Origin of the sequence: Emticicia aquatica (assembly GCF_923079645.1) — a bacterium.
GTDB classification, from domain to species: Bacteria; Bacteroidota; Bacteroidia; order Cytophagales; family Spirosomataceae; genus Emticicia; species Emticicia aquatica.
Genome location: NZ_CAKLPY010000001.1, coordinates 913,372 through 926,161 on the forward strand (window position 1 = coordinate 913,372; position 12,790 = coordinate 926,161).

Genomic DNA, 12,790 nt, shown 5'->3' on the forward strand with positions numbered 1-12,790 from the left:
AATTAAATCTGAGGTAAAACTGGTCTCGTTGCCAAAGAATCATTGATAATTTTCAAAATACGCTCTCTTTCTTCGCCTGCCAACGGTAAACGTGGTTCGCGAACCCATTCGGTACCAAGGCCAGTTGCAACTTGTGCGAGTTTGATATTTTGTATAAATTTAGTCGAAACATCCAAGTGCATCAAGGGAAAGTGCCAACGATAAATAGCACGGGCTTCTTCGTAGCGGCCTTGTTTTACTAATTCATAAATCACAACTGTCTCACGAGGAAACGCATCAACCAAACCTGCAACCCAGCCATCAGCACCCATCACAAGGCTTTCGTAAGCTAAATCATCCACACCCGAAAGAATTTTGAAGCGTCCTCCAAACTCATTGATAATATCTGTCATATAACGAATATCGCCAGTTGACTCTTTCATTGCCTCGAAATGTGGGTTCGCCGCCAAATCATGGAACATAGGAATCGAGATAAAATTTTTGTACGCCAACGGATTATTATACGCCAATACTGGCAAGTCAGTCGAATCGGCTACACGGTGTAAATAGTGAAGTATTTCACGGTCATCGGCCGAATAACGCATCGGTGGCAACAACATAAAACCTTCAGCACCAGCTTGTTCACAAGTTTTAGCAAAAGTAACTGCCTCACGAGTGATACACTCTGCAATACAAATAACCAACGGAACACGTCCTGCAATTGTTTTTTTAGCCGATTCAAGCAAAATGAGCTTTTCGTCGGTTGTCAGCGTTCCGTTTTCACCTAACGAACCACAAATAATTATTCCATGCACTCCTGCTTCGATTTGTTTTTCGATGTTGAAGTTAAACATATCTAAATCAAGGCTTTCGTCTTGAAAAAAGGGAGTCGTTACGGCAGGATAAACGCCAATCCAAGATGGTTTCATTTGCTAATTTTAAATAATATGATGAGTAAATATTTGAAATATATTGCAAAAGTACGGCATACAAAAATCAAAAACTTATCTTTAGTTGGCTAATAGTTATACTATATTATTCAAAATTTAAAATAAATTAATAATATTGGGGTAAATTAGTATTTAATTATTTGTTTTGTTTGTAGAAATCTTTATTAAATTAATCTTGAAACCACTTTTATTTCGCATACCAAAAACTGAAACTGAGTCTTTCAGGGTGCAAGTTGATGATTTGCCATATTTTTATGATACCTTACATTTTCATCCTGAATGGCAAATTACGTTGGTAATTGAAAGTACAGGTACCCAATTTGTAGGTGATAATGTAGAGCGTTTTCAGCCATTTGATGTCTATTTTTTGGGAAGTAATCTGCCACATGTTTTCCGAAATGATGCCGAATATTATGCCGAGAATCTGCGAGCATACTCGGTTTCGGTATATTTTAGGGGAGATTTATTGGGAGAAAATTTCTTTGATATTCCTGAAACACAACATTTGCAGGCATTACTAACGGAAGCTTCGAGAGGAATCCGAATCCGAAATAATGAACCCAATGCCCTCACGGATTTGATAAAATCAATAGCAAATAAACAAGGTTTTGATAAATTATTGACTTTTTTACAGATTTTGAATGAAATTGATATTTCGACAAAAAAAGAGTTTTTATCTAGTATAACGTATCAAGCTCCGCAAAAAGAACTTGATAATCAGCGAATTAATGCTACGTTTGAGTTTTTAATGAAAAACTTTGAGCGAGAAATTTCGTTAGAAGAAGTGGCCGAAATTGCTAACATGACTCCGAATGCTTTTTGTAGATTTTTTAAACTTCGCACTCGAAAAACTTTCTCTGATTTTTTGAATGATGTACGTGTCGGTCACGCCTGCCGAATGTTGCAAAACAATGAAAAAAGTGTGCTAGAAATTTGTTTTGCGAGTGGTTTTAATAATGTTTCTAATTTCAATCGTCAATTTAAGCGGCGTATGAAAATGTCGCCAAGTACATATTTGAGGCAGTTTTAGCACGAGATAACTAAAATTATTGAAGCCACCCATCAGGTTTGATAGGAGTTCGAGTGGGTCCTAAAAGGCATTTAATTAACGGCGGACGACCAGCTTCTCCAGAAACGCCAGGTTCTTGATTATAAGTATGGTCTCTCAAGCCAATGGGTTTTATTTGCAACTTAAATGGTTCTGTTCTATCTATCCAATATCTTTTATTTTTGATACTTTTAATCATAAAAAAGCCAGCAATAGGTTCATAAGAATTATTGATATTTTTAATGTTTCCGATTATTGCTGCTGGTGGAGTATCAACCAAAGTACCATTATTTTGAGTTTGATCTGCAAGAAGTTTTAAATATTGATAGGCTTCAGTCGAGATAGATTGCTGACTAATTTCAATCAAAGCACCATTAATAGTATAATAAGGTATTTTAGCCACTAATTTATTTGTAATGATTTTACCATTTGATGTAAAATCGTTTAAGATATTTAGGTCTGAGCTTTTAAAAATTTCCCAGCAGTCGCCTTCACAATAGTAATCAAAAAAAAGACCTTGGTATTCGATTTGTTGTTTACAACCTATACCAGTATAATATCGGCCTCCTTCACAAGTTTCACAAACATCTTGTCGTTCCCAAAGCTGCCAAGTCCAGAGATAATTATTCTTTTCGTCGGTTGGGTCTTTAGTATCAATAAACACATAGTTGGCAGGAATATACTTTTCATTTTTCAAAATACCATCTTTGTAGAATTTATCGTGAATGTCAAGTATTTCAGGTACTTCAACAAGTTTTTCAATGGCAGATTGATAACTATTTCCATCCGTTTTCTTAAAAAATAATTGATAATTTGTAGCCTTTTTTAACTTAAAATTTGAAGGTAGGGCATATATTCCATCACCTTTTTCGATAAATTTTATAATTTCCTTTCCATTAACTAATAATTCTACTGACGCATTTAAAACAGGCGAGCTAAAAGCTGTTCCTTTTGCATTGAATGACTCTGTTATTGAGATTTGTTGTACTTGTGAAATATCAATAAGGGTAGCATCTACGGTTAAAATTCGTACATCACTTACAACTCCTAATTGAAAAGGTTCTACACAGGCAGAAACCCACAGTAATAGTGTTACAAAAAGGGTTGTAATTTTAGCATTCATTTTGGGGTTAATTTTCTCTGTTAGACCGAAAATTTTGTAAATTTAGTTATTTTTATAAATTACATTTTGATTGATTCAAAAAAGTATTAAAAGAAACAGTTTCATCGGCGTGGGAGATACTTAGAAAACTAAAGGAGTAAATAGAAGAAAAAAACAGGAAACTTAAACCAATTAAACCAAAAACCACAGAGCCCCTGAAAAGGGAGACTCTGTGGAGGACGAAAAAACTACTGCTTTACCTTCGGCTTAATAATCAATCTTAGTGATTGGTCATAAGTGACGTAATTCCAAAGCCAGTTGATAAATACCATTACTTTATTTTTTACGCCCAAAATTGCCATTAAATGCACAAACATCCACACATACCACGCAAAAGCCCCTTGAAATTTCCAGAAAGGTAAATCAACAACCGCCAAATGCCTTCCAACCGTTGCCATTGAGCCTAAATCTTTATATTCAAAGCCGACAGGCTCTTCTTTACGAATGATTTTTATTAAATTTTTAGCTAATAATTCACCTTGTTGAATGGCAGGTTGAGCTACTTGCGGATGACCGTTCGGAAATTTCGGGTCACCACTCATTAATGCAATATCGCCAACAGCAAAGATATTTGGCAAACCATCGACTTGATTGAATGCATTGACTTTCAAGCGATTACCAGCAGCATAAATCTCTTTCGGAAAACCTTCAATCGAATTTCCTTTAATTCCTGCTGCCCACACTACATTATTTGTTCTAATTTTTTCGCCCGATTGTGTATAAGCATATTTCCCATCAAAATCGGTAATTCTAACCCCATTTCTTACAATTACACCCAACCGTTCCAGATACTCTTTACTTTTTTTAGAAGCATCTTCCGACATCACTTCCAAAACTTCGGCAGAAGAACCAAATAGATAGATTTTCATCAAATTGAAGTCTAATTCTGGGTAATCTTTGGGCAAAATAAGGCGTTTCATTTCTGCTAAAGTTCCCGAAACTTCAACACCTGTTGGGCCAGTTCCGACCACAACCATATTCATTAAACCTTCACGAGTATCAGCATCCGGTGCGGTTAATGCATCTTCTAAATTTTGTAAAACCTTGTTTCTCAAATAGATAGCTTCTGAAACTGATTTCATTGGCATGGCATTTTCGATAATATTTTTCATGCCAAAGAAATTAGTATCTGCTCCCATCGCCATTATCAAATAATCATAATGTAGCTCACCCAAATCTGTTTCGATTCTGTTTTCTTCAGTAACTACTTTCAAAACTTTTGTGATACGAATATGAACATTTTTTTTGTTCTGAAAAATCTTGCGTAATGGAAATGAAATCGAACTTGGTTCAAGTCCTGCCATCGCAACTTGATAAAAAAGTGGTTGAAATTGGTGGTAATTATTTTTATCAATCAAAACAATTTGAACATCGTGTTTGGCTAATTTTTGAGCAAGTGCCAATCCTCCAAAACCTGCACCGACAATAACGATGCGTTTTTGGGAAGTTTCAGGAATATTTGGAGTCATTATTTTATGAATAAACAGTGGTAATAGTCGCAGAAATGTATCTCACGCTGTTAAATTATAAGATTTGTATCGTATTTTGATAAGCCAAAATTAAGCCTTTTCATTTGTTTTTTTTACATTTCTTCAATATTCTTTGAGCAATTGCTTAGGTCTTCAATCCTTTGTATCTTTGTGAATGAAAGATATAAATTTATCAATATCTTGTTATAAAAACACCTAGATAACGGCAAAACGTTGTCGATTTACTTTTAGCCTAATTGCCTTGAATTTCAAAGAAAACCTACAAAACGAACCCATTTTTGAACTAATTGCACGTTCGGCAGCAGAATTGAATGTTGATACTTATGTGATTGGTGGTTACGTACGTGACCTTATCTTGCATCGCCCAAATAAAGATATTGATGTTGTTTGTGTGGGAAGTGGCATTACTTTGGCCGAAAAAGTTGCTAAAAATTTAGAAATTTTGAAAGGGCAGGAGCATGTCCATGTAAGTTTCTTTAAAAATTTTGGTACAGCACAAATTAAATCAGTCGATGCGGAAAACTGCCCAATTGAAATTGAATTTGTAGGAGCGAGGCGAGAGTCTTATCGCCACGATTCTCGTAAACCTTTGGTCGAAGATGGAACGCTTGAAGATGACCAAAATCGCAGAGATTTTACAATAAATGCTCTTGGAGTTTCGCTTAATAAAGCCAATTTTGGCGACTTAATCGACCCTTTCGGTGGCGTTGAAGATATTAAGCGAAAATTGATTCGTACTCCACTAGAACCTGCAATCACTTTTTCTGATGACCCACTTCGCATGATGCGTGCAGTGAGGTTTGCGTCCCAATTAGGTTTTGATATTGATGGAAATACATTTGATGCCATTTCGGCTATGAAAGACCGTATCAGTATTGTTTCGCAGGAACGAATTACGGATGAATTAAATAAAATTGTACTCTCAAAAGTACCTTCTTATGGCTTTAAATTACTTTACTATACAGGGCTCTTACAAATCATTTTCCCTGAGTTTTGTGAACTTCAAGGCGTAGAAACGATGGATGGTAAAGGGCATAAAGATAATTTCTATCATACCTTGCAAGTGCTTGATAATGTGGCTCTTAGGTCAAACGATTTATGGTTAAGATGGGCTGCAATTTTACACGATATTGCCAAACCTGCCACCAAACGGTTTCATCCAAAAGTGGGTTGGTCTTTTCATGGACATGAAGAATTAGGTGGGAAAATGACCCCAACGATTTTTCGAAAATTAAAATTGCCATTGGATGGAAAAATGAGAATGGTCAAAAAGTTGGTTCGTTTGCATCTTCGCCCGATTGCTTTGGCGAAAGAAAGTATTACAGATTCAGCATTGCGACGATTGTTGTTTGAAGCAGGTGAAGATTTAGAATATTTGATGATTTTATGTCGTGCCGATATTACTTCAAAAGACCCAAATAAAGTAAGAAAATATTTGGCCAACTTCGATAAAGTTGAAGAAATGCTTGTAGAATTGGAAGAAAAGGATAAACTTCGTAATTTTCAGCCAGTAATTACAGGTGAAATAATTATGGAGGTTTTCGATTTGAAACCTTCAAAAGAAGTGGGCATCATTAAACTTGCTTTGCGAGAAGCAGTTTTAGAAGGCATCATTCCTAATGAATTTGAGCCTTCGTTTGATTTTGTGGTAAATGAAGGCAAAAAAATGAATTTTAAACCAATAAAAAATAAAGAAGAAATTAGAATAATTTTAGAAAAACCTAAACTCGAAAACACGTAAATTTATGAATGACGGAACAAAGTTCAAAAGAATGCTTGGTGGAATTTTAGCAGGAATAGGCTTATTATTATTGTTATTTGCCTGTATTGCATTTATGTCTGCCGATGATAACGTAATGGGTTTGGCTGTAAAAGGTGCAAGAAAAATAGCACCTGCGGTGCTTGGCCTTATTTTATTGATTTCGGGCATTTCGATGGTAAATCGTACATAGTTTTTTGATTTTCGAGACGCAATTTTTTGCGTCTCGAAAATTTATTTTTTCAAAATCTCAATTCCTACATTACATTGCAAACATCGTTTTTGCATGCAGAAATTATTATAAAGTTCGATGCTCGCCTGCGAATCGAACGAAGATTTTATAGTTAATCCTAAACTTTCCCAAATATCTGTAATATGATTTTTCTCTGCGGGAATAGTCTCCAAAAATCGAATGCATTTATCCATAATGTATTGATTGTCAGTCTTTTGTGAATACAAAGCCAGTAGTGGAATAACCGTATTTATCAAAATATTATTAGTAGAATCTTTCCCTAATCCAACTAATTTTTTGTTGGCTTTTTTTCCAAAATTATAATGTTCTTGCCAATAAACTGATTGTTCAACTTTTAGTGCTTTTTGTATGTTTTCAAGTGAATCGGTTTGAGTAAATAGTGAAAAAAAACTTTGTTGCTGTGTCAGTAAATTAGCAAATTGAGCCAAGCGGATGGTTGGGAAATTGGCTGGTCGAGTGCGAAGAAACTTCCATTGTTTGGCACTTAAAGCAGATGATTTTAGTGAAAATTTTGTAGAAAAAAAATCATATTCTTGTTTTAGTTTAGCAGAATAATCATCAACAGAATCTAATAAACCCGCTTGCCCGAAAAGCATAGCTTCGATTTGGAAAAGATTATTACGATGTTTTTGTAAAACCTTCAAAGGTAAATTTTGAGCAAGACTTAAAAAAGCTTCAGAATTGAGTTTAAAACCAAAGTTTTTTGCCAAAAAATGGTAAGTTGTTTCTTCCCAATCTCCATTGTTTTTATTGTATAGTTCTTCAACTACTTGAGCTTTTTGTTCCAATCTTTTTGCCAAAACTTTATCTAAAATTGCTATTTTTGATAGATTTGATGCTTCTGAAAAAAGCTCTTTACATGGAATAATAGCCTGATTATCAAGAAGATTTTGATATTTATACAATAAACCAATGTCAGTTATTTTTTTCAACTCTAAGGTTGCTATGAGGCTTTTATCTTGTCGAACAATTGGTTGGTCATTTTCCCAAACTACGTGTAAAATAACATTATTATACGCTTCATCTTGCTGGTGCTTATGTAGTTTCCAATCCGAAGAACGTAGGTGTATTTCTACATTTCCAGCCCACTCAATTGTTCCGATTTGTATGCGGGCATTTGTAAAATCAGGACCAGCATTAGTGTTCAGAAAACCAGTTTTGAAGACAGAAATTTTTTCTCCAGAAATGGTTTGCAAATTAGATTGGTCAAATTGCTGAAATTGCCATAAATAATGAATGAAAGCTTCAGTCATGGGATTTTTTCTTATAAAAGTTGTGAATGAGTGGCATACGCTCAATGTTTTACAAGAGCGTATGCGTATGGAATATGGATTGAAATTTACAGATATTCTGCCAAATATTTGCTCATCTCTTGTTGTACTTTTTGTGCTTCTATTTTAGCTTTTTGAGCAAAATCTTCACCTGATGAGGCATAAATAATTGCCCTAGAAGAGTTTACAAGTAAGCCACAATGTTTGTTCATGCCGTATCGAGAAACTTCTTCTAAACTACCACCTTGAGCTCCAACTCCAGGAACAAGTAAAAAGTTGTCTGGTGCTAATTCTCTAATTTTCAGTAATTTATCTGCTTTTGTTGCACCTACAACATACATCATTCGTTCGCTATCAGCCCATTTTTGAGAAGTTAAAATTACTTGTTCAAATAGAAATTTATCTCCAATAGATAATTGTTGAAAATCTTCGCTTCCTGCATTTGAAGTTAGAGCTAATAAAATTACCCATTTATCATCAAATTCGAGAAAAGGGTCAACCGAATCACGCCCCATATATGGAGCAACCGTTACTGAGTCAAAATCCAAACCAGATGATGATTTATCAAAAAAAGTACGGGCATAAAGGCCTGATGTATTACCAATGTCGCCACGTTTTGCATCAGCAATTGTGAAACAGTTTTTTGGTATATACTCAATGGTTTTTTGTAAGCTTTCCCAACCTTTAGCTCCCAAAGCTTCATAAAAAGCGATATTTGGTTTGTAAGCAACTGTGTAGTCTATGGTTGCGTCAATGATTTGGCGGTTGAATTCAAAGATTGGGTCTTTTTCTTTCAGCAAATGTGTAGGAATTTTTTTTATATCAGTATCTAGGCCTACACACAAATAAGAGTTTTTTTGAGAAATTTGCTCAAAAAGTTGTTGTTTTGTCATTATATATTGATTTTAGGGGCAAATTTCCGTAAATAATATCATTTAATTAGAAAAATAGCGGTAATTTATTTAGGATACACTACTTTTGTGTTTAATTGATAGCTAGATAATTATTAGGCTATTGCGGTCAAAGTTTTAAAAAATAGAACTTACTAAATTATAATATCAAACCAGAATGGAGTTCAAACCAACAAGTATTGAAGGATTAATTGAAATATATCCTAGAGTTTTTAGTGATGCAAGAGGGTTTTTCTTTGAGTCATATCGAAAAGAGGTTTTTGCAAATAACGGTATTCCGTTTGAATTTGTTCAAGACAACCAATCGTTCTCAACAGCAGGTGTTTTGCGTGGGATTCATTACCAAAACGAACCTTTTGCTCAAGGAAAATTAGTAAGAGTTATTACAGGAAAAGTAATTGATGTAGCAGTTGATTTGCGTCCTGATTCTCCAACTTTTGGCCAGCATCATAAATTTGTGCTTGATGCAAATTTACAAAATATGGTTTATATTCCAGCTGGATTTGGTCATGGTTTTGCTGCTCTCGAAGACTCGATTTTTTCATATAAATGTACCAATAATTATAATAAAGCAGCTGAAGGTGGTATCATTTGGAACGATGAAGAGTTAAAAATTGATTGGGGAATTGAAAATCCAAATGTTTCAGAAAAAGATTTAGAATTACCTACTTTCCGTAGTTTATTTGGAAAATAATTCCTTTTCTGGATTGTCATAAATTGTACCAATTTAGATTCTTGTAAGAATTATATTTTTAATCATATTGATAGCAAGCGTTTACTACCGCTTGCTATTTTTTTGTTTAATACTAGGCTGTTTGGCATGGTCTTGGAATAGTAGGCTTTCAAGAAACACTAATTTTTGGTGTTAAATGACTGAATCCTACTATATGACAGTAAACCTAATTTTTTCAATGTTTGACTCAATATTTAAAAAGCGTGTTTCGGAAAGTCCCAAGGTTTTTCCAAATCATTGTTTGTCGGTTGATGTTCATGCACATTTACTTCCACAACTTGATGATGGTCCTGCTGATATCGAAAAAAGCGTTGAGATTATCAAAGAAATGTACGTCATGGGCTATCGCAAAATTATACTTACTCCGCATGTGATGAGTGGGTATTATAATAATGCACCTGAAGATATTTTACAATCGTTGCATGTACTACGAAGTGTTTTAAAAAGACGAAATATTGCCATTGAATTGGAAGCTGCTGCCGAATATTATTTGGAGGAAGAATTATTTAATCTCATTGAAAAAAGAGAAATTCTTACTTTTGGCGGAGAAAAAAAATACTTACTTTTTGAAGCATCTTTTATCACTAGACCTTCATATCTATTAGAATCAGCCATAAGAATCAAACAAGCGGGTTATACCCCAGTTTTGGCTCATCCCGAACGTTATGTAAACCTAAACGATTTAGAAGTTATTAATCGTTTGGCATTCAATGGTGTACTTTTTCAAGTAAATATTGGTTCATTAACGGGCTATTATTCAAAACCAGCCCAAGATTTAGCAGAATTGCTGATTAATAAACAATTAGTAGCATTTTTAGGAACTGATTGTCATAGTTTTGCTCAATTGCATAGTATAAAATCTGCTTTTAAGCTGAATATTTTTAAAGATATTGAAAAACTCAATTTGCTTAATAATTCTCTTTTAGAGAAGAAAAAAAGCATTTTTGCATAAAATAACTAACCAAATTTGGTTTAAAAAAGGTGTAATCGAATAGGATTACACCTTTTTTAGGTATAAGATAGTAGTTCTAATTTTTGGCCATCAAAAACAGCGTAACTATTGTACCAAATCCAGTCTCCAAGATTGATGTATCTTGCCGTTGGTGAAATATCCATATCGACCATTGTATGGCGATGCCCAAAAATATAAAAATCGTGGTGAGTTTTGGCTTCCACTTTTTTGGAATATTGCACCAAATGTTCTTTTTTTTCACCCAAGAATTTTTCAGCAGTACGTTTTTTATACCAACTGTGTTTTGTCCATATTTGCCCAATAAGTAAACCTAAATTGGGGTGCATAATGCGGCCAAAAAGAAATCTTGGTAGTTTACCTTCAAAAATTACTTTCAAAAATTTATAACCAAAATCGTCTGCTCCGAGGCCGTCTCCATGTCCAACGTAGAAAGTTTTATCATTAAAAGTAAAAACTCTTGGTCTGCGAATAGTTTTGATATTCATTTCTTTTTCAAAATAATCGGTCATCCACATATCTCGATTACCTAAAAAGACAATTATTTCAATTCCTGCATCTGATAATTCAGCTAATTTTCCGAAAAATCTAACAAATCCTTTGGGTACTACGTTTTTATATTCGTACCAGAAATCAAATAAATCGCCGACTAAAAAAATAATTTCGGCATCGTGACGAATAGATTCTAGCCAATTAATAATTCGGCGTTCACGGATAAGACTTTGGTCATGGTCGGGAGCACCCAAGTGAAAATCCGAAGCAAAATAAATTTTTTTTCCTGCGGGAATAATTCGATTCATTGAAAAAGGAACAAAACTGAAAAAATAAAATTATAATACGAATGACGTAAAATTTTACGAATATTTTAAAATAAAGTACAAATTTTGTTAAAATAATAACTGTTTTGATACTTATTATGCGTATATTTGAAATAATACAAAATTTTGATTTTGTTGAAAACCTTCTTTCCTTATATTTACGTCAAAATCTTTAAGACCATTTTATTAAACAATATTATTCTCTAATGAAACGAGTATTAATTGCCGAAGATAGCTCTGTAATTCAGAACTTAGCCAAGAAGATTTTGGAATTCCAAAATTTTGAAATTACTGCCGTTAAAAATGGCGAACAAGTGATGCAATTGCTCGACAAAGAAGATTTTGATATCTTGTTGCTTGACATTAATATGCCGATTATGGATGGTATGGAATGTGTGAAGGCAATTCGTGAATTGAAAGACAAAGCAAAAGCAAAATTGCCAGTGGTTGCCATTACTGGAAATGCAAAAAATTATTCTGATACTGATTTCAAAGAAGCGGGCTTCAATGATGCTTTAATGAAACCATTAAATTTTGATAAATTAGTCGAAGTTGTAAAAGGATTAACAGAGTAAGAATTCTCAATGGTTGAATGAGTGAATGATTGAATAGGTAACGATTTTTGAATCATTCTATCATAATATCATTCACTCATACAATCATAACAAAATGCAAGTAACTTTTCTTGGAACAGGTACTTCGGGCGGAATTCCAGTACTGACATGTGGATGTGAAATTTGTAATTCATTAGATTATAGAGATAAACGCCTAAGAGTGTCGGTTTGGATTGAAGTTGATAATATGAGTTTTGTTATTGATACTGGTCCTGATTTTAGGCAGCAAGCTCTCAGAGAACGAATTCCTAGAATTGATGGCGTTCTATACACGCACGAACACAAAGACCATACTGCCGGTCTTGACGATATTCGTCCCTACAATTATCTTCATGGTATTCAGCATTTAGACCTTTACGCACATCCACGAGTTTTAAGCCAACTCAAACGTGAATTTGCCTACGCTTTTGAAGAACAAAAATACCCAGGCGTGCCATTGCTAAATTTGCATAAGATTGATAATCAAGCATTTAATATTGAAAATGTGTTATTCACACCAATCGAAGTGCTACATCATCAACTACCAGTATTTGGGTTCAGAATCAAAGATTTTACTTATATTACGGATGTGAATTTTATTGCTGAATCAGAATTAGAAAAAGTTTATGGTACGAAAATCTTGGTTTTAGGAGCTTTGCAACGCAATAAACATATTTCACATTTTACGCTTGATGAGGCCATTGAAGTTGCTCAAAAAGTAAATGCCGAAATGACATATTTGACACATATTAGCCACAAAATGGGGCTGCACAGTGATGTAGAAAAAGAACTTCCGCCTAATATAAGATTGGCTTATGACGGTCTAAAAATTAAGTTGTAAATTAGTCAAGAT

Annotated in this window: 13 protein-coding genes; 7 read left to right on the plus strand and 6 right to left on the minus strand. The window is 34.1% G+C overall.

The genetic code is table 11. The features are described 5' to 3' along the window. Positions 1–2 precede the first annotated feature (2 nt). Positions 3–908 (minus strand): dihydrodipicolinate synthase family protein, encoded by a 906-nt coding sequence (locus MJQ71_RS03965; RefSeq protein ID WP_238804673.1) that lies wholly within the window; start codon positions 906–908, stop codon positions 3–5. Between the two features lie 196 nt (positions 909–1,104). Here MJQ71_RS03965 and MJQ71_RS03970 point away from each other — a divergent pair, with 196 nt between their 5' ends. Continuing rightward, complete coding sequence (locus MJQ71_RS03970; protein WP_238804674.1) at positions 1,105–1,959, plus strand: AraC family transcriptional regulator; 855 nt, start codon at positions 1,105–1,107, stop codon at positions 1,957–1,959. A 16-nt stretch (positions 1,960–1,975) separates the two neighbouring features. Here MJQ71_RS03970 and MJQ71_RS03975 read toward each other — a convergent pair whose 3' ends face one another. After that, entirely contained in the window at positions 1,976–3,100 is a 1,125-nt protein-coding gene (locus tag MJQ71_RS03975) for a DUF4249 domain-containing protein (protein ID WP_238804675.1), read from the minus strand. A gap of 227 nt (positions 3,101–3,327) precedes the next feature. Beyond that, on the minus strand, positions 3,328–4,608 hold the full coding sequence (locus tag MJQ71_RS03980) for an NAD(P)/FAD-dependent oxidoreductase (protein ID WP_238804676.1): 1,281 nt from the start codon (positions 4,606–4,608) through the stop codon (positions 3,328–3,330). 262 nt (positions 4,609–4,870) lie between these two features. On the opposite strand from MJQ71_RS03980, the gene MJQ71_RS03985 reads away from it, so the two are divergent. Together MJQ71_RS03985 and MJQ71_RS03990 are read left to right on the plus strand one after the other, a co-directional pair. Beyond that, positions 4,871–6,370 (plus strand): CCA tRNA nucleotidyltransferase, encoded by a 1,500-nt coding sequence (locus MJQ71_RS03985; protein ID WP_238804677.1) that lies wholly within the window; start codon positions 4,871–4,873, stop codon positions 6,368–6,370. A 4-nt stretch (positions 6,371–6,374) separates the two neighbouring features. Next, entirely contained in the window at positions 6,375–6,581 is a 207-nt protein-coding gene (locus MJQ71_RS03990; RefSeq protein ID WP_238804678.1) for a hypothetical protein, read from the plus strand. Between the two features lie 41 nt (positions 6,582–6,622). Here MJQ71_RS03990 and MJQ71_RS03995 read toward each other — a convergent pair whose 3' ends face one another. Together MJQ71_RS03995 and pyrF are read right to left on the minus strand one after the other, a co-directional pair. After that, a complete protein-coding gene (locus MJQ71_RS03995; protein ID WP_238804680.1) occupies positions 6,623–7,894 on the minus strand; it encodes a DUF2851 family protein in 1,272 nt (423 codons plus the stop codon). Positions 7,895–7,980: 86 nt separating this feature from the next. After that, complete coding sequence (gene pyrF, locus MJQ71_RS04000) at positions 7,981–8,805, minus strand: orotidine-5'-phosphate decarboxylase (RefSeq protein ID WP_238804682.1); 825 nt, start codon at positions 8,803–8,805, stop codon at positions 7,981–7,983. A 175-nt stretch (positions 8,806–8,980) separates the two neighbouring features. Here pyrF and rfbC point away from each other — a divergent pair, with 175 nt between their 5' ends. Together rfbC and MJQ71_RS04010 are read left to right on the plus strand one after the other, a co-directional pair. Beyond that, the gene (rfbC, locus tag MJQ71_RS04005; protein ID WP_238804684.1) at positions 8,981–9,517 is read left to right on the plus strand and encodes a dTDP-4-dehydrorhamnose 3,5-epimerase; all 537 of its coding nucleotides are present in this window, start codon (positions 8,981–8,983) and stop codon (positions 9,515–9,517) included. 217 nt (positions 9,518–9,734) lie between these two features. Continuing rightward, positions 9,735–10,508 (plus strand): tyrosine-protein phosphatase, encoded by a 774-nt coding sequence (locus tag MJQ71_RS04010; RefSeq protein WP_238804687.1) that lies wholly within the window; start codon positions 9,735–9,737, stop codon positions 10,506–10,508. Between the two features lie 56 nt (positions 10,509–10,564). On the opposite strand, the gene MJQ71_RS04015 is transcribed toward MJQ71_RS04010, so the two are convergent. Next, positions 10,565–11,326, minus strand: a complete 762-nt coding sequence (locus tag MJQ71_RS04015) for a UDP-2,3-diacylglucosamine diphosphatase (RefSeq protein WP_238804689.1) — start codon at positions 11,324–11,326, stop codon at positions 10,565–10,567. Positions 11,327–11,550: 224 nt separating this feature from the next. Here MJQ71_RS04015 and MJQ71_RS04020 point away from each other — a divergent pair, with 224 nt between their 5' ends. Then, positions 11,551–11,919 (plus strand): response regulator, encoded by a 369-nt coding sequence (locus MJQ71_RS04020; RefSeq protein ID WP_238804691.1) that lies wholly within the window; start codon positions 11,551–11,553, stop codon positions 11,917–11,919. A 94-nt stretch (positions 11,920–12,013) separates the two neighbouring features. Further along, positions 12,014–12,778, plus strand: a complete 765-nt coding sequence (locus MJQ71_RS04025; protein WP_238804693.1) for an MBL fold metallo-hydrolase — start codon at positions 12,014–12,016, stop codon at positions 12,776–12,778. Positions 12,779–12,790: the final 12 nt, after the last annotated feature.